At 61.0% G+C, this 26,951-nt stretch carries 16 protein-coding genes; 9 read left to right on the top strand and 7 right to left on the bottom strand.

Annotated elements, in window-relative coordinates:
• The first annotated feature begins 133 nt into the window (after positions 1–133).
• The 6 genes from AC0T4W_RS10665 to AC0T4W_RS10640 all read left to right on the top strand — a co-directional run bounded on the left by AC0T4W_RS10665 (position 134) and on the right by AC0T4W_RS10640 (position 11,593).
• Positions 134–1,477 (top strand): alanine/glycine:cation symporter family protein, encoded by a 1,344-nt coding sequence (locus tag AC0T4W_RS10665; RefSeq protein ID WP_476318956.1) that lies wholly within the window; start codon positions 134–136, stop codon positions 1,475–1,477.
• 141 nt (positions 1,478–1,618) lie between these two features.
• The gene (gene tpx / locus AC0T4W_RS10660; RefSeq protein ID WP_476318954.1) at positions 1,619–2,119 is read left to right on the top strand and encodes a thiol peroxidase; all 501 of its coding nucleotides are present in this window, start codon (positions 1,619–1,621) and stop codon (positions 2,117–2,119) included.
• A gap of 475 nt (positions 2,120–2,594) precedes the next feature.
• A complete protein-coding gene (locus tag AC0T4W_RS10655; RefSeq protein ID WP_476323572.1) occupies positions 2,595–3,785 on the top strand; it encodes an MdtA/MuxA family multidrug efflux RND transporter periplasmic adaptor subunit in 1,191 nt (396 codons plus the stop codon).
• Positions 3,782–6,874: an MdtB/MuxB family multidrug efflux RND transporter permease subunit gene (locus tag AC0T4W_RS10650; RefSeq protein WP_476318953.1), complete on the top strand. Its 3,093-nt coding sequence runs from the start codon at positions 3,782–3,784 to the stop codon at positions 6,872–6,874. The genes AC0T4W_RS10655 and AC0T4W_RS10650 overlap by 4 nt, the downstream gene beginning before the upstream one ends.
• An 85-nt stretch (positions 6,875–6,959) precedes the next feature.
• A complete protein-coding gene (locus tag AC0T4W_RS10645; protein ID WP_476318951.1) occupies positions 6,960–10,064 on the top strand; it encodes a multidrug efflux RND transporter permease subunit in 3,105 nt (1,034 codons plus the stop codon).
• A 71-nt stretch (positions 10,065–10,135) separates the two neighbouring features.
• Positions 10,136–11,593 (top strand): efflux transporter outer membrane subunit, encoded by a 1,458-nt coding sequence (locus AC0T4W_RS10640; protein WP_476318950.1) that lies wholly within the window; start codon positions 10,136–10,138, stop codon positions 11,591–11,593.
• Positions 11,594–11,650: 57 nt separating this feature from the next.
• Here AC0T4W_RS10640 and AC0T4W_RS10635 read toward each other — a convergent pair whose 3' ends face one another.
• The 3 genes from AC0T4W_RS10635 to AC0T4W_RS10625 all read right to left on the bottom strand — a co-directional run bounded on the left by AC0T4W_RS10635 (position 11,651) and on the right by AC0T4W_RS10625 (position 14,652).
• Positions 11,651–12,658 carry a DctP family TRAP transporter solute-binding subunit gene (locus AC0T4W_RS10635; protein ID WP_476318948.1) on the bottom strand — a complete coding sequence of 336 codons (1,008 nt, stop codon included), beginning with the start codon at positions 12,656–12,658 and terminating at the stop codon, positions 11,651–11,653.
• Positions 12,659–12,836: 178 nt separating this feature from the next.
• The gene (locus AC0T4W_RS10630) at positions 12,837–13,841 is read right to left on the bottom strand and encodes a TRAP transporter substrate-binding protein (protein ID WP_476318947.1); all 1,005 of its coding nucleotides are present in this window, start codon (positions 13,839–13,841) and stop codon (positions 12,837–12,839) included.
• 310 nt (positions 13,842–14,151) lie between these two features.
• Positions 14,152–14,652 (bottom strand): disulfide bond formation protein B, encoded by a 501-nt coding sequence (locus AC0T4W_RS10625; RefSeq protein WP_476318945.1) that lies wholly within the window; start codon positions 14,650–14,652, stop codon positions 14,152–14,154.
• A gap of 403 nt (positions 14,653–15,055) precedes the next feature.
• On the opposite strand from AC0T4W_RS10625, the gene katG reads away from it, so the two are divergent.
• The gene (gene katG, locus AC0T4W_RS10620; RefSeq protein WP_476318944.1) at positions 15,056–17,266 is read left to right on the top strand and encodes a catalase/peroxidase HPI; all 2,211 of its coding nucleotides are present in this window, start codon (positions 15,056–15,058) and stop codon (positions 17,264–17,266) included.
• 154 nt (positions 17,267–17,420) lie between these two features.
• Entirely contained in the window at positions 17,421–17,978 is a 558-nt protein-coding gene (locus tag AC0T4W_RS10615) for an ATP-dependent zinc protease family protein (protein WP_476318943.1), read from the top strand.
• A 642-nt stretch (positions 17,979–18,620) separates the two neighbouring features.
• Here the strand turns inward: AC0T4W_RS10615 and AC0T4W_RS10610 are convergent.
• From AC0T4W_RS10610 to AC0T4W_RS10595, 4 genes are all read right to left on the bottom strand, one after another.
• On the bottom strand, positions 18,621–20,024 hold the full coding sequence (locus AC0T4W_RS10610) for an efflux transporter outer membrane subunit (protein ID WP_476318942.1): 1,404 nt from the start codon (positions 20,022–20,024) through the stop codon (positions 18,621–18,623).
• Positions 20,021–23,200, bottom strand: a complete 3,180-nt coding sequence (locus tag AC0T4W_RS10605; protein WP_476318941.1) for an efflux RND transporter permease subunit — start codon at positions 23,198–23,200, stop codon at positions 20,021–20,023. Before AC0T4W_RS10605 ends, AC0T4W_RS10610 begins: the two co-directional genes overlap by 4 nt.
• Before the next feature lie 26 nt (positions 23,201–23,226).
• Complete coding sequence (gene mexE, locus AC0T4W_RS10600) at positions 23,227–24,468, bottom strand: multidrug efflux RND transporter periplasmic adaptor subunit MexE (RefSeq protein ID WP_476318940.1); 1,242 nt, start codon at positions 24,466–24,468, stop codon at positions 23,227–23,229.
• Between the two features lie 240 nt (positions 24,469–24,708).
• Positions 24,709–25,623, bottom strand: a complete 915-nt coding sequence (locus AC0T4W_RS10595) for a LysR family transcriptional regulator (RefSeq protein WP_476318939.1) — start codon at positions 25,621–25,623, stop codon at positions 24,709–24,711.
• Between the two features lie 261 nt (positions 25,624–25,884).
• On the opposite strand from AC0T4W_RS10595, the gene AC0T4W_RS10590 reads away from it, so the two are divergent.
• Entirely contained in the window at positions 25,885–26,898 is a 1,014-nt protein-coding gene (locus tag AC0T4W_RS10590) for a zinc-dependent alcohol dehydrogenase family protein (RefSeq protein ID WP_476318938.1), read from the top strand.
• Positions 26,899–26,951: the final 53 nt, after the last annotated feature.

Raw genomic sequence — 26,951 nt, 5'->3', positions numbered from 1 at the left:
CTGGTATAGCCCGAACGGTTGTTTCCAGGCGCGCCAACCCGGCTCGTGTTCTGTGTAACAGCCTGGCCTACCCGGCAATCGGACAAGCGAAGGCTACCCACCTCGCGTTCACTACAAGAATAAGGAAATGAGCATGGAATTCGTCAACACCCTGGTCAATCAACTCAACGGCGTGGTCTGGGGCTCGCCCATGCTGGTGCTGATTCTCGGCACTGGCCTGTTCCTCATGTTGCGCCTGAAATTTATGCCGCTGCGCAAGATCGGCGCCGGCTTCAAATTAATGTGGCAAGGCCGCCAAAAAGGCGATGCCGAAAGCGGTGAAATCAGCCCGTTCCAGGCGCTGATGACCTGCCTGGCCGCCACCGTCGGTACCGGCAATATCGCCGGTGTCGCCACCGCGATCTTCCTCGGCGGTCCCGGTGCATTGTTCTGGATGTGGTGCACTGCATTGGTCGGTATGGCCACCAAGTACTGCGAAGTGGTGCTGGCGGTGCATTACCGCGAGAAGGACAAGCGCGGCGAGCACGTCGGCGGTCCGATGTATGCGATCAAGAACGGCCTGGGCAAAAAGTGGCTGTGGCTGGGTACCGCGTTCGCCATCTTTGGTGGCTTTGCCGGTTTCGGTATCGGCAACATGGTGCAGGTCAACAGCATGGCCGCCGCCCTGCACACCACCTTCAACATTCCGCTGTGGGTCACCGGCGTGGTGACCATGGTCTTCGTTGGCATGGTGATCTTGGGTGGGATCAAGCGTATCGGTAAAGTGGCCGCGACCCTGGTGCCCTTTATGTGTGTGGCTTACATCGTCGCCGCGCTAGTGGTGCTGGTGGTTAACGCTGCGCAAATCCCGGCGGCCTTTGAAATGATCTTCACCTACGCCTTTACCCCGATAGCGGCTACCGGTGGCTTTGCCGGTGCAGCGGTGATGGCGGCGATTCGCTTCGGTGTAGCGCGCGGTATTTTCTCCAACGAAGCAGGCCTGGGTACTGCCGGTATCGCTCAAGCAGCCGGCACCACCAACAGTCCGGTGCGTTCGGGGATGATCGGCATGCTCGGGACCTTTATCGATACCATCATCATCTGCTCGATGACCGGTCTGGCGATCATCACCTCCGGTGTGTGGACCAGCGGTGTCAGCGGTGCGGCATTGTCGGCTGCAGCCTTCGAACAGGCCATGCCGGGCGTCGGTGGTTATATTCTGACCATTGCCCTAGTGGTGTTTGCCTTTACTACCATCCTTGGCTGGAGCTACTTCGGCGAGAAGTGCTGGGAATACATGGTCGGCACCAAGTCGATCCTGCCGTTCCGCATTCTTTGGGTGGTCGCTGTGCCGTTCGGTGCAATTGCCCAGCTGGACTTCGCCTGGCTGGTGGCGGATACCCTCAACGGTTTGATGGCGATCCCCAACCTGCTGTCGCTGCTGTTGCTTAGCCCGATCGTGGTCAAGCTGACCAAGGATCACTTTGCAAAAAAATGATGTGTCGCCTAGGCGGACAGGATAGTCTGACTTTTCGGTCAGTTCTGTTTTTCACCTATGCAGGGGCGTGGGCTTGCCATTTGGCAGGTTCGCGCCCTTACTTGTTAGCCCTCTCCAATTTCGTTGATAAGGATCGTTCCCATGGCACAAGTCACCCTCAAAGGTTCCCCGGTTGAAGTCGCCGGTCAACTGCCGCAAGTGGGTCAGCAAGCGCCGGCGTTTAGCCTGGTCGCCGGTGACCTGAGCGACGTGAGCCTGGCCAGCCTGGCCGGCAAGCGCAAAGTTCTGAACATTTTCCCAAGCGTCGACACCCCGACCTGCGCCAGCTCCGTGCGTACCTTCAACGCCGGCGCCAGCAAACTGGCCAACACTGTGGTGCTGTGCATCTCCACTGACCTGCCGTTTGCCCAGGCGCGTTTCTGCGGTGCAGAAGGCCTGGAAAACGTGATTAACCTGTCGACCATGCGTGGCGCCGACTTCCTGCAGAACTACGGCGTAGCCATTGCCAGCGGCCCGCTGGTGGGTGTTGCCGCTCGCGCAGTGGTAGTGCTGGATGAGCACGACAAAGTGCTACATAGCGAGCTGGTTGGCGAAATCGCCGACGAGCCGAACTACGACGCCGCCATGGCTGTGCTCAAGTAACACCCGCTAAGCGATTGTCCAACGGCCTGCTTTGCAGGCCGTTTTCATTGGTTTTGTACCCATTGCGTGTTGCAAGGCAATAAGCCGTAGGTTGGCGCTGAGCGCAGCGAAGCCCAACAAGTCGCAGCATGTCTCGTTGGGCTTCGTCGCGCTGCTCCTCAACCCAACCTACACATGTGATCCTGCGCTGATGCGTATGGCGCACTCTACCCATTGCGCGCAACACCTAACGGGTAAATAGCCTTTTCATTTATGGCCTGTCATCCCTGGCGGCCACCCTACGGGCCGGCGCTACGCGACGTTGAAAACTGGTCCCGATAATTTTCCATTCGTATCAGACATTTAGTTACGTAAGGAAAAGGTAAATAGGCGGTAAAGAGGCTTTGCAGGGCGGCTGATACTACTTATCGTTCACGCTCCCCAAGGAAGTGATCGTCGCCATGCCTGATACACAGCTCCCCCCCGTCCTCGCAACCTGTCCCGCCAATGGCTGGTCGGCTCGCTTGCGCTGGCTGTTCTCGCCTTACTGCTGTGGTGGTTCTGGCCCAGCCCGCCGGAAGCGCCCAAGCGTGGCGGTCCTTGGCGTGATGGCGGGCCGGTGCCGGTGCGCGTGGCTAATGTCACTCAGGGCAATTTCCCGGTTGAGCTCAAGGCCCTGGGTACCGTCACCGCCTATAACACGGTTAACGTGCGTGGCCGGGTGGCGGGTGAACTGGTCAAGGTGCTGTTCAAAGATGGCCAACAGATCAAGGCCGGCGATCTGCTCGCAGTGATCGACCCGCGCTCCTACGAGATTGCCCTGCAGCAGGCCCAAGGCGCGCTGCAGGAAAGCCAGGCGCAGCTGCGCAATGCCGAGCTGGACTTGGCGCGTTATCGCGGCCTGTATGCCGAGGACTCGATTGCCAAACAGACCCTCGACACCCAGCAAGCCCTGGTTAACCAGTACCGTGGCGGGATCAAGAGCCTGCAGGCGAATGTCGCCACCGCGCGGCTGAACCTGGACTTCACCCAGATTCGCGCGCCTATTACCGGCCGCCTGGGCATCCGTCAGGCCGATGTCGGCAATCTGGTCAGCTCCGGCGATGCGTTGCCGCTGGTGGTGATTACCCAGACCCTGCCGATTGCGGTGATGTTTACCCTGCCAGAAGCCGAACTGCCGGCTGTGGTGCAGCAACTGCGCGCAGGCGAAACCCTGGCCGTTGAGGCCTGGGATCGCAGTGAAAAAATCAAGCTGGCCGACGGCGAGCTGGAGAGCGTCGACAACCTGATCGACACCGCCACCGGCACGGTCAAGCTCAAGGCGCGCTTCGCCAACGCCGAAGAAATGCTGTTTCCCAACCAGTTCGTCAACGTGCGTCTGCGGGTGAGAACCCTGCAAGATGTCACCTTGATGCCGGCAGCTGCGCTGCAGTACGGCGCCAGCGGTACCTTCGCTTATGTGGTGGACGCTGAAGACAAGGTACAGCTGACGCCAATCAGCGTCGGCGTCAGCGACGGCCAACTCAGCGTAGTCGAACAGGGCCTCAAACCAGGTGAACGCCTGGTGCTGGAAGGCACCGACAAGCTGCGCTCGGGCAGTCAGGTCGAAGTAATCGACGACAAGCCTGTCGCTGCCCAGGTTGAGCCGACCGCGCCTGAAGACGAACGAGCGCCGCGCGCCCAATGAATGCCTCCCGCCTGTTTATCCTGCGCCCGGTCGCCACCACGCTGATCATGCTGGCGATCTTCTTCAGTGGCCTGATCGCCTACCGCCTGCTGCCTGTTTCGGCGCTGCCAGAAGTGGATTACCCGACCATCCGGGTGATGACCCTCTACCCTGGCGCCAGCCCGGACGTAATGACCAGTGCGGTCACCGCGCCGCTGGAGCGCCAGTTCGGCCAGATGGCCGGGCTGAAACAGATGTCTTCGACCAGCTCCGGCGGCGCGTCGGTGATTACCCTGCGCTTTAACCTGGACGTACAGCTGGATGTTGCCGAGCAGGAAGTACAGGCGGCGATCAATGGTGCAAACAACCTGCTGCCCAGCGACCTGCCGGCGCCGCCGGTGTACAACAAGGTCAACCCGGCTGACACCCCCGTACTGACTCTGGCCATCAGCTCGAAAAACCTGCCACTGCCGCAAGTGTTCGATCTGGTTGATACCCGCCTGGCACAAAAACTCGCGCAAACCAGCGGCGTTGGTTTGGTCAGCCTGGCGGGCGGGCAACGCCCGGCTGTGCGCCTGCGGGTCAATCCTGAAGCGCTGGCGTCATACGGTTTGAACCTTAGCGATGTGCGCACGCTGATTACCGCCAGCAACGTCAACCAGCCCAAGGGCAACTTCGATGGCCCGACCCGGGTCTCGCAACTGGATGCCAACGATCAGTTGAAGTCCGTCGACGAATACCGCGAGCTGATCCTCGGCTACAAGGACGGCGCCACCCTACGTCTTAAAGATGTCGCCACCATCATCGACGGCGCGGAGAACCAGCGCCTGGCCGCCTGGGCCAACCGCAACGAAGCGGTGTTGGTCAATGTGCAGCGCCAGCCCGGTGCCAACGTGATTGATGTGGTCGACCGTATCCAGATGCTGTTACCCAATCTGACCCAGGGCCTGCCGGCCAGCGTCGAGGTCAGCGTGCTGACCGACCGCACCGAAACCATCCGCGCGGCGGTCAAGGGCGTGCAGCATGAGCTGCTGCTGGCCATCGCCCTGGTGGTGCTGGTGACCTTTCTGTTTCTGCGCAAAGTCTCGGCCACCATCATCCCCTCCATCGTCGTGCCGCTGTCCTTGGTTGGCACCTTCGGCGTGATGTACCTGGCCGGCTTCACCATCAATAACCTGACCCTGATGGCCCTGACCGTTGCCACTGGTTTTGTGGTGGACGATGCCATCGTTATGCTGGAGAACATCGCCCGCCATCTGGAAGAGGGTGAAACCCCGCTAAATGCCGCGCTAAAAGGCGCCAAGCAGATCGGATTTACCCTGGTTTCGCTGACCATCTCGCTGATCGCCGTGCTGATTCCGCTGCTGTTTATGGCCGACGTAGTGGGGCGGCTGTTCCGCGAATTCGCCATCACCCTGGCGGTGGCCATCCTGATTTCCCTGGTGGTGTCGCTGACCCTGACGCCGATGATGTGCGCGCGCCTGCTCAAAGCGGAAAAGCCCGAAGAAGAAGGGCACTTCTACCGCGCCGCCGGGGCGGTGATCGACGGCATGATCGCCCGTTACGGTGTTTGGCTGACCTGGGTGCTCAAGCATCAGCCGCTGACCCTGCTGGTGGCCATCGGCACCCTGGCGCTGACCGTCGTGCTATATCTGGCCGTGCCCAAGGGCTTCTTCCCGGTGCAGGACACCGGGGTGATCCAGGGTATTTCCGAAGCGCCGCAGTCGATTTCCTTCAAGGCCATGAGCGAACGCCAACAGCGCCTGGCCGAGGTGATTCTGCAGGACCCGGCCGTGGCCAGCCTGTCGTCCTATATCGGCGTGGATGGCGACAACCCGACGCTCAATAGCGGCCGCCTGCTGATCAACCTGACGCCACGGGCCGAGCGCGAGGTCAGCGCCAGCCAGATTATCGAACGGCTGCGCCCGGAGTTGGCGCGGATTCCCGGGATCGAGCTGTACCTGCAGCCGGTACAGGACCTGTCCATTGAGGATCGGGTCAGCCGCACGCAGTTCCAGTTCAGCATGGAGTCGCCGGATATCAGCCTGCTGGAGGAGTGGGTGCCCAAGCTGGTCAGCGCGCTGCGCGAGCAGCCGGAGCTGACCGATGTGGCCAGTGACCTGCAGAACCGTGGCCTGCAGGTGTTTCTGCAGATCGACCGCGATATGGCCGGGCGCCTGGGCGTGAGCATTGCCGATATCGACAACGCACTGTACGACGCCTTCGGTCAGCGGCAGATTTCCACCATCTACACCCAGGCCAGCCAGTACCGCGTGGTGTTGGAAAGCGAGAACGCCGGCAGTATCGGCCCGGCGGCGCTGCGGCAGATTCACGTCAGGGCCGCCGATGGCCAGCAGGTCGCGCTGTCGACCTTGGCCCAGGTCGAGGAGCGCGCCGCCAGCCTGCTGATCAACCATATTGGCCAATTTCCGGCAGCCACCTTGTCATTCAACCTGGCCAGCGGCGTGTCGCTGGGCGAGGCGGTGGCGGTGATCGAGAGGGTCGAGCAGGAGATCGGTATTCCGCCAGCGGTGCAGACGCGCTTCCAGGGCGCAGCCGAGGCCTTCCGTGCGTCCTTGTCGAGCACCTTGCTGCTGATTCTGGCGGCCATCGTCACCATGTACATCGTGCTCGGCGTGCTCTACGAGAGCTATATCCACCCGATCACCATCCTCTCTACCTTGCCCTCGGCGGGGGTTGGCGCGCTGCTGGCGTTGCTGATCAGCGGCAACGAGCTGGGGCTGATTGCGATCATCGGCATCATCTTGCTGATCGGCATCGTCAAGAAGAACGCGATCATGATGATCGACTTCGCTCTCGACGCCGAACGCAACCAGGGCATGCAGCCCGAGGCGGCGATCTATCAAGCGGCGCTGCTACGTTTCCGCCCGATTCTGATGACCACCCTGGCTGCGCTGTTTGGCGCGATTCCGCTGATGCTGGCCACCGGCTCTGGCGCCGAGCTGCGTCAGCCGCTGGGGTTGGTGATGGTTGGCGGCTTGCTGCTGAGCCAGGTGCTGACGCTGTTTACCACGCCGGTGATTTACCTGTACTTCGATCGCCTGTCGCGGCGCATCAGTGGCCGCAGCGCCGCCGGGGTGGCGGTGTGAGGGTTTTGTGTAGGAGCCAGCTTGCTGGCGATCATGGCCAATGCAAAAGCATCGCGAGCAAGCTCGCTCCTACAGGGGCTGCGGCATGAACCTCTCCGCCCCCTTTATCCGCCGGCCGGTGGCAACCCTGCTGCTGAGCCTGGCGATTCTGCTGCTTGGCGGGGTCAGCTTCGGCCTGTTGCCGGTAGCGCCGCTGCCGCAGATGGATTTCCCCACCATCACCGTGCAGGCCAGCTTGCCGGGTGCCAGTCCACAGATCATGGCGTCGAGCGTGGCCACGCCGTTGGAGCGCTCGCTCGGCACCATCGCCGGCATCAGCCAGATGAACAGCCGCAGCAGCCAGGGCAGCACGCGGATCATGCTGCAGTTCGACCTGGACCGCGATATCAACGCCGCCGCCCGCGAGGTGCAAGCGGCGATCAATGCCTCGCGCGAGTTGTTGCCCAGCGGTATGCGCAGCATGCCAACTTACCGCAAGGTCAACCCGTCGCAGGCACCGATCATGGTGCTGTCGCTGACCAGTGAGGTACTCGACAAGGGCCAGCTGTACGACGTGGCCTCGACCATTCTGGCGCAGAAGCTCGCTCAGGTAACCGGCGTTGGCGAGGTGCAAATCGGCGGCAGCTCGCTGCCTGCTGTGCGCGTGGCGCTGGAGCCGCGTCTGCTCGACCATTACGGCATTGCCCTGGATGAGGTGCGCCAGAGCATCAGTGCGGCCAACGCCAAACGGCCGAAAGGCGCAGTGGAAGATGCTGAGCGGCACTGGCAGGTGCAGGCCAGTGACCAGCTGGAGAAAGCCGCCGATTACCTGCCGCTGATCATTCGTTATCAGGACGGCGCAGCGGTGCGCCTGAGCGATGTGGCCAGCGTTACCGATGGCGTGGAAGACCGCTACAACAGCGGCTTCTTTAATGATAAGCAGGCGGTGCTGCTGGTAATCAACCGGCAGACCGGGGCCAATATCATCGAAACCATCGCCGGCATTCGCGAGCAGCTGCCGGCGTTGCGTGCGGTGATCCCCGCCAGTATTGAGTTGGAAGTGGCGATGGACCGCTCGCCAGTGATTCGCGCCACCCTGCACGAGGCCCAGCAAACGCTGCTGATCGCCGTGGTGCTGGTGATTCTGGTGGTATTCGCCTTCCTCGGCCGTTGGCGCGCGGCGCTTATTCCGGCGCTGGCCGTGCCGGTGTCGCTGGTCGGCACCTTTGCCGTGATGTACCTGCTGGATTTCTCTCTGAATAACCTGTCGCTGATGGCGCTGATTATCGCCACCGGCCTGGTGGTGGACGATGCCATCGTGGTGCTGGAAAACATCTCGCGGCATATCGAGGCCGGTGAAACACCGATGGCGGCAGCCTTCAAGGGCGCGCGCGAGGTGGGTTTCACCTTGCTAGCGATGAACCTGTCGCTGGTCGCGGTGTTTATCTCGATCCTGTTTATGGGCGGTATCGTCGAACGGCTGTTCCGCGAGTTCTCCATCACCCTGGCCGTGGCCATGGTGATTTCCCTGCTGGTGTCGCTGACCCTGACGCCGATGCTCTGTGCGCGTTGGCTCAAGGCCGAAACCGAGCACCAGCCCAGCGCCATGCAGCGTTGGGGCGGGGCCGTGCAGGCGCGCGTGCTGGCGTTTTACGCGCGCGGTTTGGACTGGGCGCTCAAGCACTCGTTGCTGATGCTGTTTAGCCTGCTGGCAACCATTGCGCTGAATATCTTTCTGTTTGTCAGCGTGCCGAAGACCTTTATGCCGCAGCAGGACACCGGCCAGCTGATGGGCATGATCCGTGGCGATAACGGCCTGTCGTTTCAGGTCATGCAGCCGAAGATGGAAGTCTTCCGCCGCGCGGTGTTGGCAGACCCATCGGTGGAGAGCGTGGCCGGGTTTATCGGCGGCAATGGCGGGATCAACAACGCCTTTATGATCGTGCGCCTCAAGCCGGTCGCCGAACGCAAAGTCAGCTCTCAGGAGGTGATCAACCGCCTGCGCCAGTCGGTGCCGAAAGTCCCCGGTGGGCGGATGTTTCTGATGCCCGATCAGGACTTGCAGGTCGGCGGGCGGCAAGGGCGCAGCTCGGAAACCGAATACATGCTGTTGTCTGGCGACCTGGACGAGTTGCGCACGTGGTTGCCGCCCGTGCGCGAAGCGCTGCGAGCCTTGCCGGAGCTGACCGATATCGACGCCAAGGAAGACGAAGGTACCCAGCAGATTCGTCTGGTGGTTGACCGTGATATGGCCAAGCGACTGGGCGTGGACATGAACATGATCACCGCCGTGCTCAACAACGCCTTTAGTCAGCGCCAGGTGTCGACCATTTACGACAGCCTGAATCAATACAGCGTGGTCATGGAGATCAACCCGCAGTTCGCCCAGTACCCAGAAACTCTCAACCAGATTCAGCTGATTACCGCCGAGGGCGCGCGGGTGCCGTTGTCCAGCTTCGCCCGCTGGGAGCGCAGCCTGGAAGAGGATCGCGTGCATCACCAGGGCCAGTTTGCGGCGGAAAACATCGGCTTTTCCCTGGCCGAAGGCGTCAGCCTGGATCAGGCCAGCCGGGCTATCGACAACGCGATCGCCCGGGTCGGTTTGCCGACCGAGGTGCAAGGCATGATGGGCGGCACCGGTGGCGCCTTCCAGCAAACCCAGCAGAACCAGCCGTGGATGATTTTGCTGGCCCTGGTGGTGGTGTATGTCGTCCTCGGCGTGCTCTACGAGAGCTATATTCACCCGCTGACCATTCTTTCCACCTTGCCTTCGGCGGGCGTCGGCGCGTTGCTGGCATTGCAGCTGATGAGCATCGAGTTCAGCCTGATCTCGCTGCTCGGGCTGTTTTTGCTGATCGGCATCGTCAAGAAGAACGCCATTCTGATGATCGACCTGGCCCTGCAGTTGGAGCGCCAGCAGCACCTGAGCCCGGAGGAGTCGATCCGCCAGGCCTGCCTGCTGCGCTTCAGGCCGATCATGATGACCACCCTAGCGGCGATTCTTGGCGCGCTGCCGCTGATGCTGAGCAGCGCCGAAGGCTCGGAAATGCGCCAGCCGCTGGGCATCACCATCGTCGGCGGGCTGGTGCTGAGCCAGTTGCTGACCCTCTACACCACACCGGTGATCTACCTGTATTTCGATCGCCTGCGCCACCGAGTCAACCGCTGGCGCGGAGTGCGCACCGACGCTGCTCTGGAAACCCCGTTATGACTCTGCTGCCAATACCCGTAGGCGCGAGCCGTGCTCGCGAAACCTTTTCTGTTGCGAAGCCATTCGCGGGCATGGCCCGCTCCTACATGGGGCTGCTTACGCTCAGCGTATTGTTAGGCGGCTGCGCCATCGGCCCGGATTATCAGCGTCCGCAACTGCAAACCCCGGCACAGTTCAAACAGATCGAAGGCTGGACCCAGGCCAAACCCGGCGATGTGCTGGAGCGCGGCAACTGGTGGCAGTTGTATGGCGATGCTGAGCTGAGTGCCCTGGTCGAACGACTGAATATCTCTAACCAGAATCTGGCCGCCAGCGAGGCGCAGTACCGCCAGGCCCGCGCCCTGGTGCGCGGCACACGCGCAGCGTTCTATCCGAGCCTGTCGAGCAGCGCCGGGGCCACCCGCAGCGGCCAGGGCACCGGGAGTCAGAACACGTCCAGCGGCACCGGCTCAAACAACAGCGGTGTATCCACCCGCTACGACCTGAGCCTGAATGCCGCCTGGGAGCTGGATATCTGGGGCAAGCTGCGCCGCTCGCTGGAATCCAGCCGCGCCAGTTTTGAGGCCAGCGCCGCCGACCTGGCCGCGCTAAAACTCAGTCTGCAGGCCGAGCTGGTGCAGAACTACCTGCAACTGCGTGTGCTGGATGATCAGCAGCGTCTGCTGGATGCCACCGTCGCCGCTTATGCCCGCTCGCTGAAACTCACGGAAAACCAGTACAACGCCGGCATCGTGCCGAAATCCGATGTCAGCCAGGCGCTGACCCAGTTGAAAAGCACCCAGGCCCAGGCCTTCGATCTGCAGTGGCAGCGCGCCCAGCTGGAGCATGCGATTGCCGTGCTGGTCGGCGTGCCGCCCAGCGAGCTAAGCATCGCCGTGCGTGAGCAATTGCCGGCACTGCCAGAAATCCCCGTGGCGCTGCCGTCGCAACTGCTGGAGCGCCGCCCGGATGTCGCCGCTGCCGAACGTCGGGTGATGGCCGCCAACGCCCAGATCGGCGTCGCCGAAGCCGCCTGGTATCCAGACCTGACTATTTCCGCCAGCGGTGGCTACCGTGGCAGCAGCTTTGCTGATTGGATTGATCTGCCCAACCGCTTCTGGTCCCTCGGTCCGCAGCTGGCGCTGACGTTATTTGATGGCGGCGCGCGCAGCGCCGAGCTGGAACGCAGTGAAGCTGCTTATGACCAGACCGTGGCGCAATACCGCCAGTCGGTGCTCGACAGCTTCCGCGAGGTGGAGGACTACCTGGTGCAGTTGCGCGTACTGCAGCAGGAAGCGCTGATTCAGCAGGAAGCGTTGGACGCCGCCCGCGAATCCCTACGCCTGATCGAAAACCAGTATCGCGCCGGCACCGTAGACTTCAACAGCGTGGTCAGCGTGCAGGCCACGGCGCTGAGCAACGAGCGCACCAACCTCAGCCTACTGGGCAGTCGTCTGACCGCCAGCGTGCAGCTGATCGCCGCCCTCGGTGGAGGTTGGCAGGGGGATTTAGAGGTGCAAGAGCAAAAGCAAAAGCAGGAAGACCGCTAAACAAGCCAAGCGTCAGTACGGAAGGCCGCCGTATTGACGCTCAAGGCTGAGAGCGTGTTATTCGCGGGATTTACGGTTAACCGTTTGCGCGGCTTTTAGGATGTCTGCACCAATCTCGGCTTCAAACTGCTGCCACACCGGTTGCATGGCGGCGCGCCAGGCTGCGCGTTGTTCGTCGCTGAGGGTGATGATCTGGCTGCTGCCGGACGCCTCGATCCGCTGACGATCCGCGCGGTTGGCTTCCTGAGATTGGCGGTTCACCTCGAAGCTCACCTCATCGATGATGGCCTCCAGCTCACTGCGAATATGGTGAGGAATGGAAAACCAGAAGCGTTGATTGCTGACCAGCATGTAGTCGAGGACACCGTGGTTGGTCTCGGTGATAAACGGCTGCAGGGTGTGCAGCTGCTTGGTGTAGAAGTTCGACCAGGCGTTCTCGGTGCCTTGCACCTTGCCGCTCTGCAGCGCGTCGAAGACCTCGGCAAAGGGCATGGCCAAGGGCACCGCACCGATCTGATAGAACTGCGCTTCGAGCACGCTGGAGGGCTGGATACGGAACTTCAAACCCGCTGCATCACTGGGCACCTGCAGCGCTTTGGTTGCCGATAGCTGTTTCATACCGTTGTGCCAATAGGCCAGGCCGACGATGTTGTGATCTTCCATAGAACGCAGCAGTTGGCGACCTTTAGCGCGCTTCTGGAAGCGCGTGATAGCTTCCAGGTCATCGAACAGGAAGGGCAGGTCGAATACTTGCAGCTGCTTGGTGTACTTCTCGAATTTGGCCAGCGACGGTGCCAGCAGTTGCACCTCATTGTTGGTCAAGGCCTGCAATTCATTGTCGTCGCCAAACAAGCTGGAGGTCGGATAAACCTCAACCTTGACCTTGCCTGCCAGGCGCTGATCGACCAACTGCTTGAACAGCAAGGCGCCTTGGCCCTTGGGCGTATGCTCATCGGCGACATGGGCAAACTTGATCAGGATGGGTTCCTGTTCTTGAGCGTTGCAAAGGTTGAATGCACTGAACAGCAGGGTGCCAACGGCTATAACAGCAATCGACTTGAACATAGGAGTGTCCTTAGTTGAGGCAGGCGAGCAGTCTTTAATAATCAGGAGTAGCAGGCGCTATGCGCACGTTAGAGCGTAGCGGCTTTTTGCCGTCATCCCTGATGATCAACCAGGGATGGGCAGAGGGGCGCGCAGATTACTGTACTTGGCGGGAGCATGGAGTGCGATGGCGCACGTCTTAACGCTTGTTGCGGTTAACCGTTTGCGCGGCTTTCATCACGTCGGCACCGATCACACCTTCGAACTGTTGCCATACCGGTTGCATGGCTTTGCGCCAAGCATCGCGTTGTTCGTCGCTAAGGGCGATCACCTGGGTGCCGGCGGCTGCGGCGATGTGCTCGCGGTCGGCCTGGTTGGCGGCTTCGGCCTGGCGATTCACCTCATAGGTCACCTCATCAATGATGCCTTCCAGCTCCATACGGGTCTGGTGCGGGATGGCGTACCAGAAGCGTGGGTTGCTCACCAACATATAGTCGAGCACGCCGTGGTTGGTCTCGGTGATAAACGGTTGAACGCTGTGCAGTTGCTTGCTGTAGATGTTCGACCAGGGGTTTTCTGCGCCCTGTACTTTGCCGCTTTTCAGCGCGTCGAAGACTTCGGCAAACGGCAGCACCAGTGGGGTGGCGCCAAGCTGGTTAAATTGCGCTTCGAGCACGCTGGATGGCTGGATACGGAACTTCAAACCCGCCGCATCGCTCGGTACCAGCAGCGCCTTGGTTGCCGATAGCTGCTTCATGCCGTTGTGCCAATACGCCAGACCGACGATGTTGTGATCTTCCATGGAGCGCAGCAGTTGGCGACCTTTAGCGCGTTTCTGAAAGCGATTGACCGCTTCCAGGTCATCGAACAGAAAGGGCAGATCGAACACCTGCAATTGCTTGGTGTATTTCTCGAACTTGGCCAACGACGGCGCCAGCAGTTGCACCTCGTTTTTAGCCAGAGCGTCGAGTTCGTTGGCGTCGCCGTAAAGCGTGGAGTTGGGGTACACCTCGACTTTTATCTTGTCGCCCAGGCGCTCCTCGGCAAGCTTCTTGAACAGCAATGCGCCTTGGCCTTTGGGGGTGTTGTCTGCAACCACGTGGGCAAACTTGATCACAATTGGCCCCTTGTCGGTTGCCGCGTGAAGCGTGGTAGACGCCAGCAGCAGGCTGCCAACGGCAATAGCGCAGATCGACTTGAACATAGCGGTGTTCCTATTCTTCTTATGTTGTTGTGTTGACGGCGTGCCAGGGGCAGTTCAGCAGGCTGGTGCAGGCGTCAGGTTAGCGCAGCGGCACGATAGGTGCCGTACACAGTGCACCGCCTACATCGCAATGCCTATGCCAGAGTAGCAACACGGCTGCAGAGCATGAGCGGCCACGAAACGGGTGTGATAGAGCGCACAGAGGGTGGCGAGCAATCGCCATTTTCGTAGGTAAATCGGCAAGAAACCGCCTGCTGGAGGCGTGGCTGGCGTTTTACCGCCACCTCGCAGGGTGCTTTCTGCTGAGCGATCAGCGCCTCACGGCGCGCCAGGCAGTAAACAGGCACAGAGCCAAGAGCAGGGCGACGCTGAGCAGGGTCCAGTGGGTAAACGACAGCCCGAGAATGCTGTAGTCGTTCTGCCCGCATACGCCTGCGCTCATAAACACGCTGGGCAGCCAATCATGCAGCGGCAGATAAAAGGCATAGAAGGGGAAGGGCGAGCAACTGGAGCTTTCCAGCACGCCGGTTTCAATCAGCACCAGGTGCGTATTGTCATACACCGCCATACCTGCAGCGGCCAGTAATAACGGCCAAAGCGGCAGGGTCAGCCAGCGCAGGCCGAGGGCTTCCATCGCCAGGATCAGCAGGCTGACAACACCACCACAGAGCAGCCACAGGCGAATCTGAATGCACAGAGTGCAAGGCTCCCAACCGGCCAGGTGCTGCAGCAGCAAGGCAGCGCCGAGCATGGCAAAGCAGGCGAGGGCAATCAGGGCGAGCAGAGGCTTGAGCGAAGTGGGGCGGGACATCTGAATCTCCGAAAGGGGCAGCGCGCGTTGGCTAAGGCAGATTTAAGTGCCGGACCTGTTTGAGCAACCCAGATACAAGGCCAGCAGCGCAAGGATGATCGCCAGCGAATAGGCAAACAAGCCCAGATTAATATTCAGGATCATTTTTACGAACCGTCGGGCACTGCCGTAACGTTCTCAGCTCTGTTAGCGCTCATTGTCGGTGGATAGAGGCAGTGAGTTTTTGGCCGAAGAGAGTGCCGATATCCGCGACTCTATCAGCTGTTTTTCAGTGACGCTTTTATAGGCACTGAGTCATATACCCTGACCACTATAAAGGTCATACCCAAATCCTATTGGCTCGTTCGCCGCCCAGCTACCAAGCTGTGCTCACCCCGTTAGGTGAAAACAATAGGAGAGAGAGATGTCAAACGACGCGAAATGCCCATTCTCGGGCGGCGCTGGTAAGAATACCGTGACTGGCGGCGCACCGAAGAATTCCGATTGGTGGCCTAACCAGCTCAACCTGAAAATCCTTCAGCAACATTCCTCCAAGTCTGACCCCATGGGTGCAGGCTTTAATTATGCTGACGAATTCAAAACGCTTGATCTGCATGCCGTGATCAAAGATCTCACTGCGCTTATGACCGATTCGCAAGATTGGTGGCCCGCTGACTGGGGGCACTACGGCGGCCTGATGATTCGTATGGCCTGGCATGCCGCCGGGACCTATCGTATTTATGACGGTCGTGGCGGTGCAAGCACCGGCAACCAGCGTTTTGCGCCACTCAACAGCTGGCCGGATAACGGCAACTTGGACAAGGCGCGCCGCTTGCTCTGGCCGATCAAGCAGAAGTACGGGCGCAAGCTGTCCTGGGCTGATCTGTTCGTCCTGGCTGGTAATGTCGCCCTGGAGTCCATGGGCTTCAAGACCTTCGGCTTTGCCGGCGGCCGCCCGGATATCTGGGAACCGGAGGAGGACACCTATTGGGGCTCGGAAACCGAGTGGCTGGCCAGCAGCGACAAACCCCACAGCCGCTACACCGGCAATCGCGAGCTGGAAAACCCCTTAGCCGCTGTGCAGATGGGCCTGATCTACGTCAACCCGGAAGGCCCGGACGGCAACCCGGACCCGCTCGCCTCGGGCCGAGATGTGCGCGAAACCTTCGCCCGCATGGCGATGAACGATGAAGAAACCGTAGCGCTGGTAGCCGGCGGTCACACCTTCGGTAAAGCCCACGGCGCGGGTGATCCAACCCTGGTCGGGCCTGAGCCGGAAGCAGCGGGTATCGAAGAGCAAGGTTTTGGCTGGATCAACAAATTCGGCAGCGGCAAGGGCGTACATACCACCACCAGCGGTATTGAAGGTGCCTGGAAGCCCAACCCGACCACCTGGGATAACGGCTATTTCGACATGCTGTTCGGCTACGAGTGGGAATTGACCAAAAGCCCAGCTGGTGCCCACCAGTGGACGCCAAAAAACATCAAACCTGAGCACCTGATCCCCGATGCCCATGATCCGGTGAAGAAACACCCGCCGATGATGACCACCGCCGATATGTCGCTGCGCATGGACCCGGCCTACGAGAAGATCTCCCGTCACTTCCACCAAAATCCGCAGGCATTCGCCGATGCCTTCGCCCGCGCCTGGTTCAAGCTGACTCACCGTGATATGGGGCCGCGCGCCCGTTACCTCGGTCCACTGGTGCCATCGGAGGTGCTGATCTGGCAAGACCCGGTTCCGGCCGTCGACCATGCCCTGGTGGATGCCCCGGATATCGCCGGCCTCAAAGCCAAAGTGCTGGCGTCCGGTCTGTCGATTGCGCAATTGGTCAATACCGCCTGGGCTTCGGCATCCACCTACCGTGGCAGCGACAAGCGTGGCGGTGCCAACGGCGCACGCATTCGCCTGGCGCCGCAGAAGGATTGGGAGGTCAACCAGCCGGCCGAACTGACCAAGGTGCTGGCAGCGCTGGAAGCCATCCAGAAGGACTTCAACGCTTCGGCCGCCGGCGGCAAGAAAGTCTCCCTGGCTGACCTGATTGTCCTCGCCGGTAGCGCAGCGGTAGAAGCTGCTGCGAAGAAGGGCGGTGTGGATGTAACTGTAGCGTTCGCGCCGGGTCGTACAGACGCTTCGCAGGATCAGACCGACGTCGAGTCCTTCGCGGCGCTGGAACCCAAGGCTGATGGCTTCCGCAACTACGCCCGCCAAGGTTATGAAAGCGTTGCTGCCGAGTTGCTGGTCGACAAGGCGCAGCTGCTGGAACTGACTTCGCCGGAGATGACCGTACTGATCGGTGGCCTGCGTGCACTGAATGCCAATGCTGGTAAAGCCCAGCATGGCGTATTCACCACGCGCCCGGAAATCCTCAGCAATGACTTCTTCGTCAACCTGCTCGACATGAGCACCAAGTGGCAGAAATCCGCCACCGACGGTGTGCTGGAAGGTCGCGATCGCAAAACCGGCGACCTGAAGTGGACCGCCACCCAGGCTGACCTGGTGTTCGGCTCCAACTCCCAGCTGCGCGCCCTGACCGAGGTTTACGCCACCAGCGATGCACAAGCGAAGTTTGTGCAGGACTTTGTGGCTGCCTGGACCAAGGTGATGAACCTGGATCGCTTCGATCTCAAGTGATCCGCATCGAGGCCTAACCGGCCTCAGGTGAAACCACTTCGCCCCGCCATGGTCACTCATGGCGGGGCGAAGTTTTTTATAAGTGCCTGATTAAGCTTGAGTTCAGCCAGTACATCTAACCTAGCGCCACTTTCTAAACGCTTTTGGAGTTTTTATGTCAACCCTCGCCTTCGCACCGCTCAAACAGTTTCCGGCTGCCTTCGCACTCTGCGCCGCACTGTTCGCCACCGGCGCGATGGCCAGCCAACCGCAGATTTACGGCCTGCATGAGCAGGTTTCGCTGCAAGAGCTTGGCCTGGAACTGCCTGCCAAGCTCGACACCGGCGCCGAAACCGCCTCGCTCAGCGCCAAGAATATTGAAATGTTCAAGCGTGATGGCGGTGAATGGGTGCGCTTTCAGTTGGGCCTGGCAGACGTAAACGCCAAGCAAGCGCAGATCATCGAAAAACCGCTCGCGCGCATGAGCTATATCAAACGCCGCGCCGACGACCGCAAGCCCGGCGACAAACAGCTGTACACCGCCCGCCCGGTGATCGAGATGGACATCTGCGTGGGTGATGAGTTGAAGAACATCGAGGTCAACCTCACCGACCGCAGCGCCTTTGAATTTCCGCTGTTGATCGGCTCATCTGCTCTGAAGGAATTCAACGCCGCCGTCAGCCCTGGCGTGCGTTACTCGGCTGGGCAGCCGAGCTGTACGCAAGCCAGTTGAAACAGCAGACCTCTCTTCAAAAGAACGCTTTGACCTTTGTTATTTGAGCGAATAACTGGTTTTTGCTCGGCATCGTTACTGTCATGACCTATCGCTGATTTCTCTATCGCCGCCATAAGGCTAAATCTGCACATTCACGGCAGATATAAATGGGGGCAGGAGGCAAACGTCCTGCTGAACAAACCTCAGCAGGACGGGTCTAAGCAAATCAACGCGGCCAGCAGCATGGCCGTATCCGTATGTCGAACGCGCTGTAATGGGAGAGGCAACATGTCATTCGCACTTTATTTAGGCGGTGCCCTTATTCTTATTGGCGGCCTAGTGTATGGCGCTGTTCTGCTTGACGTTCCCACACAGTGGATTGTCGTGGGGGCCATCGTCATGTTTGGGGGGGCGTGCCTGAGCGCCGTTAAGGCGACGCGGCAGAAGGATCAGTCCGAATAAGACTCAATTTTTACCGTTACACATCCCCCCCCTTGGCGCTGACTATGGCCGCTGACTGACACAGTCGCCCATAGCCGTCGCCTTAGTGCAGGCGGTGGCGACACTGTAGGTTCGATACGTAAAAAAGCCCCACGGCAAGGAGCAACTGCCGTGGGGTGGGAAGGGCTGGCAGGGCCAACCAAAGGAACGGGTAAACGGCTAGGCGTTAGTCTGCCACCCGCCGCCGAGGGCCTTGTAGATGGCGACGATGCCGCGATATAGCTCGACTTCCGCCTGGGCCTGGGCGTCTTCGGCGCTTAGGCGTTCGCGTTCGGCGTCGAGCAGTACGAGAAAGTCCACTTCACCTTCGCGGTAACGTACGCGGGCTTGTTCGGCAGCGGCGCGGCTGGCGTCGGATTGGCGCAGCAGGGCGAGCAGACGCTGTTGGTGTTTGCTGTAGTCGCTAAAGGCGTTGGCGGATTCTTCCAGGGCCAGCAGCACTTTTTGTTCATAGTTGGCCAGTGCGCCATCGGCTTCAGCTTCGGCACCGCGCAGGCGTGCACGCACGCTGCCCAGATCAAACGCCGCCCAGCTGATGGTCGGTGCCAGGCCCCAGGCTTGCGCGTTCGAGGAGCCCAGCTGCGAACCACGACCTGCGGTAAAACCGAGGAAGCCGGACAGACTCACCCGTGGAAACAGATCCGCCGTGGCCACGCCGATAGTGGCGGTGGCGGCGGCCAATTGCCGTTCGGCGGCGCGGATATCCGGGCGGCGACGCAGCAACTCGCCGGGGTCACCAACCGGTAGGGCTTTGGCGATGGCGGGCAGGTCCTGAGCCGAGAGGTCCACGCTTAACTGCTCCGGACGCTGGCCGAGTAGGGTGGCGATGCGGTGCTTGGCGCGCTGCTGATCGGCCTGCAATTGCGGCAGGCTGGCTTCGGTGCCGGCCAGACGCGCATCGCTGCGCAGTACATCGAGCTGGCTACCGACGCCGGCCTCGCGCAGTTGCTCGGTGATAGCGCGGGATTCTTGCTGGTTTTCCAGGTTGGCGCGGGCGATGCGTTCACGCAGTTGCGCGCCGCGCAGGCTGCCGTAGGCATCCACCAGCTCGGCGATCAGGCTGACCTGCAGTTGCTGATAATCCGCTTCGGCCACGTCCAGTTCGGCATCGCTGGCTTCCAGTTGGCGCTGAATGCGGCCAAACAGGTCCAGCTCCCAGAGCATGTCCAGGCCCAGGTCGTAACGTTCGCCGCGCACGCGCTGCGAGGTAGTGCCGGGTTGCTGGGCCTTGCCAAACTCACCACTGGCGCGGCTGGTGACGGTCGGCAGCTGATCGTTGCCGAGGTCGTCACGGATGGTCTGGGCCGCACGCAGGCGGGCAAAGGCCACGCGCAGCTGGCGGTTTTCCTGCAGGGACTGTTGCACCAACTGGTTGAGGGTCGGGTCGTCGAACTGCTGCCACCAGCTGACTTCAAAACGCGAGCGGTCGTAGCTGTTGCTGTCTGCGTTGCTCAGCTGGGCGGCGACGGTAGCTGGAGCCTGGTAATCCGGGCCGACGGCGCAGGCTGTCAGCGCAAGGCTCAGCAGGCTGAAGGCCAGAGGTTTGGCGTTTAAGGTTCTCATGCCTGCACCTCCTGCAAACGCGCCACTTTCTGCGCTTCGCGCTTTTCCACAAAGGCGCGGATCAGCACATAGAACAGCGGGGTCAGCAGCAGGCCGAAGAAGGTCACGCCGAGCATGCCGCTGAACACCGCAACGCCCATGGCATGGCGCATTTCCGCGCCGGCACCGGAGGACAGCACCAGTGGCACCACACCCATAATAAAGGCGAAGCTGGTCATCAGAATCGGTCGCAGACGCAGGCGGCAGGCTTCCAGCACCGCACTGACGCGGTCCATGCCCTCTTCCTGCTTCTCCTTGGCGAACTCGACGATCAGGATGGCGTTCTTGCAGGCCAATCCCACCAGTACGATCAAGCCGATCTGGGTAAAGATGTTGTTGTCGCCTCCCGCCAGGATCACCCCGGTGATGGCCGACAGCAGGGTCATCGGCACGATCAGGATCACCGCCAGCGGCAGGCTCCAGCTCTCGTACTGGGCGGCCAGCACCAGGAAGGCCAGCAGTACGCAGAGCGGGAAGACGAAGATCGCGCTGTTACCGGCCAAAATCTGCTGGTAGGTCAGGTCGGTCCACTCGAAGCTCATGCCGCCCGGCAGTTCTTCCTTGAGCAGCTTGGCGATCGCCGCTTCTGCCTGACCGGAGCTGTAGCCGGGGGCTGCCGCGCCGTTGATTTCGGCAGTGAGGAAGCCGTTGTAATGCATCACCCGATCCGGCCCCGAGCTGGCGCTGACTTTGAGGAAAGCTGACAGCGGAACCATTTCGCCACGGTTGTTGCGCACCTTGAGCTGGCCGATCTGCTCCGGCTCCAGGCGGAACTGCTGCTCGGCCTGCACATTGACCTGATAGGTACGGCCAAAGCGGTTGAAGTCGTTGGCGTACAGCGAGCCCAGGTAGATCTGCATGGTGTCGAAGATGTCGCTGATCGCCACGCCGTGGGTCTTGGCCTTTTCGCGGTCAATCGCTGCATCGATCTGCGGCACATTCACCTGGTAGCTGGTGAACACCGACATCGGGTCCAGTTCTGGCAGCTGACGGGCCTTGGCGATAACGTTCTGGGTTTGCAGGTACAGCTCGTCATAGCCGAGGTTGCCACGGTCCTGCACCTGCAGGCGGAAGCCGCCGATGGTGCCCAGGCCTTGTACCGGTGGTGGCGGGAAGATCGCCAGGTAGGCTTCCTGAATACCCGCGAACTGGCCGTTAAGCTCGGCAGCGATGGCCCCGGCGGACATGCTTTCGTCCTTGCGCTGGTCGAAGTCTTTCAGGGCGACGAAGACGATGCCGCTGTTCGGGCTGTTGGTGAAGCCGTTGATCGACAGGCCAGGGAAGGCAATGGTGTTGGCCACGCCAGGGTGCTTGCTGGCGATGTCCGACATCTGCTTCATCACATCTTCGGTGCGATCCAGGGTCGCGGCGTCCGGCAATTGGGCGAATGCCACCAGGTACTGCTTGTCCTGGGCCGGTACGAAGCCGCTCGGTGTGGTGGCAAAGCCCAGGTAGGTCAGGCCCATCAGCCCTGCATAGACGAACAGGGCGATGCCGCTGCCGCGCAGCACGCGCTTCACGGTGCCGACATAGCCATGGCTGGCGCGGTCGAATGCGCGGTTGAACGGTTTGAACAACCAGCCGCCGAAAAGCCTGTCGAGTAGTTTGGAGAAGCGGTCTTTCGGCGCGTCATGGCTTTTCAGCGATATGGCGGCCAATGCGGGGGAGAGGGTCAGCGAGTTGATCGCCGAGATCACTGTGGAGATGGCAATCGTCAGGGCGAACTGTTGATAGAACTGTCCGCTCAGACCGGAGATAAAGGCCGTGGGGATAAACACCGCGCACAGCACCAGGGCCGTGGCGACGATGGGCCCGGTGACTTCCTTCATCGCCTGCTTGGTGGCTTCCACCGGGGTTTTGCCCAGGCCGATATTACGCTCGACGTTCTCCACCACGACGATGGCGTCGTCCACCACGATGCCGATGGCCAATACCAGGCCGAACAGCGACAGCGCGTTGAGCGAGAAGCCGAACATATGCATCACGGCGAAGGTGCCGATCAACGATACCGGCACGGCGGCCAGCGGAATGATCGAGGCGCGCCAGGTCTGCAGGAACAGAATCACCACCAGCACCACCAGGATGATGGCTTCGAGCAGGGTGTGAACCACCGCCTCGATGGAGCCACGCACGAAGATGGTTGGGTCGTAGACAATTTCGTAATCCACGCCCTGGGGGAAGCTCTGCTTCAGCTCGGCCATGCGCTCACGCACCGCATCGGAAATCTCGATGGCGTTGGAGCCTGGGCGCTGGAATACCGGGATGGCGACTGCGGGTTTGTTGTTCAGCAAGGAGCGTAGGGCGTACTGACTGGAACCCAGTTCGATGCGAGCGATGTCTTTCAGGCGAGTGATTTCGCCGTTTTCACCGGCGCGGATAATGATGTTTTCAAACTCTTCCTCAGTGACCAAACGGCCCTGGGTGTTTATCGACAATTGAAAGCTGTTGCCCGCATCCGAGGGCGGCGCACCGAGCGAACCCGCAGCAACCTGACGGTTCTGCTCTCGGATGGCGTTAACCACGTCGGCCGCCGTCAGGTTGCGCGAGGCGACCTTGTTCGGGTCGAGCCACACGCGCAGCGAGTAGTTGCCCAGGCCAAACAGTTGTACATCGCCGATGCCATCCAGGCGCGCCAGCTCATCCTTGATATTCAGCGCGGCGTAGTTGGACAGATAGAGCATGTCGTAACGGTCGTCTGGCGAGGTCAAATGCACGACCATGGTCAGGTCGGGCGAGGCCTTGTCGACGGTCACACCGAGACGCTGCACTTCGGTGGGCAGAGTCGGCATCGTGCGGGTAACGCGGTTCTGCACCTGCACCTGGGCTTTGTCCAGATCGGTGCCGAGGGCGAACGTCAGGGTCAGGGTCATCTTGCCGTCGGCAGTGCCCTGAGACGACATATAGAGCATGCCCTCCACGCCGGTAATCGCCTGCTCCAGCGGCGAGGCGACGGTTTCGCCGATTACCTTGGGGTTGGCGCCGGGGAAGGCGGCACGCACCACCACGGTCGGCGGCACCACTTCCGGGTATTCGCTGATCGGCAACTGGAACAGCGAGATGGCCCCGCTGATCAGGATCAGCAGTGAGAGCACGGCAGCGAAGATCGGGCGCTGGATAAAGAATTGCGAGAAGTTCATCGTCTTTCTACCTATATAACAGCGTATTAGCCGCGTGGCGCTGTGTTGGCAGGGCTGTTTTCTGCAGCAACCCGGCGGCTGTTCTGGCGTTCGATGGCCTGACGTTGTTCGGTCAGCAGCGCTTGGGTCTTTTCATCGGCCATGGGCACGCTTTGCGGATCGACCGTGGAACCGGGGAACGCGCGCTGCAGACCGTTGACCACGATCTTCTCGCCCTTGGCCAGGCCGCTACGGACGATGCGCAGGCCTTCCAGCTTCGGCCCCAGCTCAACGGCGCGGTACTGCACGGCGTTGTCCTTATCGAGCACCAGCACGTACTTCTTGCCCAGGTCCGTGCCGACCGCTTCATCCTTGATCAGCGCAGCGGCGTACTGGCTGCTGCCAACCAGTTTCAGGCGCGCGTAGAGGCCAGGGGTGAAGCGTCCGTCACGGTTGTCGAACACCGCGCGGCCACGGATGGTGCCGGTTTGCGGGTTGACCTGATTGTCGAGAAAATCCAGTTCGCCTAGGTGCGGGTGACCGTCTTCGCTCGACAACCCCAGGTACACCGGGCTGGCATCGCGGGTCTGGCCGCCGGCTTGGCGCGCCAGCTCGACGTATTTGAGGAACACCCGCTCATCGGCATCGAAATAGGCATAAACCTTGTCGGTGCTGACCAGGGTGGTCAGCAGGCTTTGCCCGGCATTGACCAGGTTGCCTTCGGTGATTTCCGCACGGCTGACGCGGCCATCAATCGGCGCGGTAACCCGGGTAAAACTGAGGTTGAGGCGGGCGTTATCCAGTTCTGCCTGGATGCCGGCCACTGCGGCCTTGGCTTCTGCTGCGGCGCTGGCACGAGCATCGGCCAGCTCGGCGGAGATGGCATTACTCTGACGCAAGCGCTCGCCGCGATTGGCCTCGCTCTGGGTTCGTGAGTGGCTGGCGCGGGCCTGTTGCAGCTGGGCTTCGAGGCGCTTGACCTCGGCCTGGAAAGGGCGTGGATCGATCTGGAACAGCAGATCGCCTTTGCTCACCAGGCTGCCTTCATCGAAGACTACCTGGTCAATAAAGCCGGACACCCGTGGGCGGACATCCACCGACTCGGGTGCTTCCAGGCGGCCGGTGAACTCATCCCATTCGTTGATCGGTTGCTCGATCACTTGCGCCACGCTGACTTGCGCCGCCGGCATTTGCTGGGCGCTTTCTGGTGCTTTGCCGCAGGCGCTCAGCACCAGTACAGCGGCAAGGGCCAAGGGAAAATGCCAGAGGTTTTTAGTGGACTGTTCCATGTGTGCTTCCGCCAGAGGGTGTTTTGATGGGGCGGAGTCTGCTGCGGCGAGGCTAAGGCAACGAATCGAACGACTCGAAGATATCTATCACTCAGAATGATGATATGCCGGGTTGTATCAATAATTGCTGATGTGAGCGCAACGTCGGGGGAGGGGGTAGGTTGGGTTGAGACGCGTAGTGCCGAAGCCCAATGGGTTTATCCGAATACGCCGTTGGGCTTCGCTGCGCTCAGCGCCAACCTACAGGCTGTCCGGATCGCCACAGAACATCTGGATGCGCGAACGCAGCCAACGTTCCGCCGGGTCGTTGTCCTGGGCACCACGCCAGGCCATGTGCAGCGCGAAGGTTTGCGACGGAAGCGGCAGCTCTTCGGCACGCACCCCGCCGGCGGAGGACAGGGCGGCGGCGGTGTAGTCCGGCACGGTGGCGATAATATCGGTGCCGGCGAGCAGAGTACCGAGGCCGTTGAACTGGGGCAGGGCGAGCACCACCCGGCGCTTGCGCCCGAGTTTTTCCAGCTCACTATCGATAAAACCACTCAGGTCGCCGGCATAGGACACCAGCGCATGGGGACGCGAGCAGAAATCATCCAGGCTCAATGGCCCAGGCGCGGTATCGGCGCGTAACAACTTGGGCTTGCTGCGGCGCAGCACCTTGCGTTTGGCATTGGCTGGCAGCTCTTCTGTGTAGGCCACACCCACGGAAATCTCGCCGGAGGCCAGCAGCGACGACATCAGCAGATAGTTGGTGCGGCGAATCACCAGCACCACGCCCGGCGCTTCAGCGCGCAGGCGCTTGATCAGCGGCGGCAGCAGGCCGAACTCGACGTCATCCGACAGACCGATGCGAAACACCGCAGTGCTGGTGGCCGGGTGAAATTCTGCGGCGCGGCTGACGGCGGTGGAGATCGAATCCAGCGCTGGCGAAAGCAGAGCAGCGATCTCCATGGCCCGTGCAGTGGGCTCCATGCTGCGGCCGGTACGCACGAACAGCGGGTCATCAAACAGGCTGCGCAAACGGGCGAGGGCGGCGCTAATGGCCGGCTGGCCGAGAAACAGTTTTTCCGCCGCACGGGTCACGCTACGTTCATGCATCAGCGTTTCAAAGACAATCAGCAGGTTGAGATCGACGCGGCGAAGATCGTTACGGTTCATCCGGTGTCCATTCTGGAGTGGCTGCGGTTTTGCGCGCCGGTCAGGCTAATGCCGAATACTGCCGCCAGGCAATATGCACGGTCAAATGATGTGCTTGTGGCCCATCATCATCGACAAGCATGGTGAATATCAGCCCCGAGCGGTGGAATTGCTGGCAAAGCCCGGATAAAGTTCGTGGCCATAAGAGGTCGTTACACCTGTACAGCGCAGAAGCGCCACACAGCTGCCGCGACCTGAATGGGTCACCCGAAGAGGTTTGCGATGTCCCGCATAGTTCGTTTCCATGAGTTTGGCGAGGCCGATGTCCTCAAGATCGAAGCGCGCAAAGCGCCTGCGCCGGCCGCAGGTGAAGTGCTGGTCGGTGTTGAGGCTGTGGGCGTTAGTTGGTACGACGTGCTTTGGCGGCAGAACCTGGCCAATACCCTGGCGCAGTTGCCGGCAGGCCTGGGCCATGAACTGGCTGGCACCGTGCTGGCGGTGGGTGACGGGGTGACTGACCTGGCCGTGGGTGATCGGGTCGCCAGCTTCCCGGGGCATAGCGCCAATCGTTACCCCAGTTACGCTGAACACGTGGTATTGCCGCGCAGCTCCTTGGCGCGTTACCCGGAGAACCTGACCGCGCAACAGGCCGCTGTGCACTATCTGCCCTCAATGGTTGGCTGGTTCGGTTTTAACGAACTGGCCCATTTGCAGCCGGGTGAAACCGTGCTGGTCACCGCTGCCAGCCGCTGTTGGGGCCCGTATATCGTGCAGATGGGCAAAGCCCTGGGGGCGACTGTAATTGCTGCTACGGCCTTTGCCGACGACAGCGATTTTCTCAAACAGCTGGGCGCCGATCACATCATCCTTACCGAGGAGCAGGATCTGGTCAGCCGCGTCAGCAAGCTGACCGATGGCCGTGGCGTCAATGTGGTGATGGATGCACTCGGTGGGCCGCAGATGTGCCTGCTGGGCGATGCCATCGCGCCACGCGGCCGCTTGATTCTGTTCGACTTGCAAGGCGGCAACGAAACGCCATTTCCAGCCTGCGCGGCGTTCCAGAAGAACATCCAGTTCTTCGTGCATTGCATCGGCAACTTCACCGGCAAGGAAGAGCTGAATATTCCGCAGGATGAAATAGCTGTAGCCAAGGCCGTACAAGGCATCAACCAGCTGACCGCCGATGGTTTGCTCAAGCCACTGATCGACAAGGTGTTCCGCTTTGACGAGGTAGTCGAAGCGCATCGCTATATGGAAACCTGCCCAAGCCGTGGTCGCGTGTTGCTGGCGTTATAAAGCCAGCACACATACCGGCCAACCCAAGGCTAGCGCGCCTCTTCTGTCGCCAC

The sequence above is a fragment of the Pseudomonas sp. C7.1 genome (genome assembly GCF_056312395.1).
The sequence above is the reverse complement of the archived record's forward strand: the minus strand, read 5'-3'. Positions and strand labels throughout refer to the sequence as shown.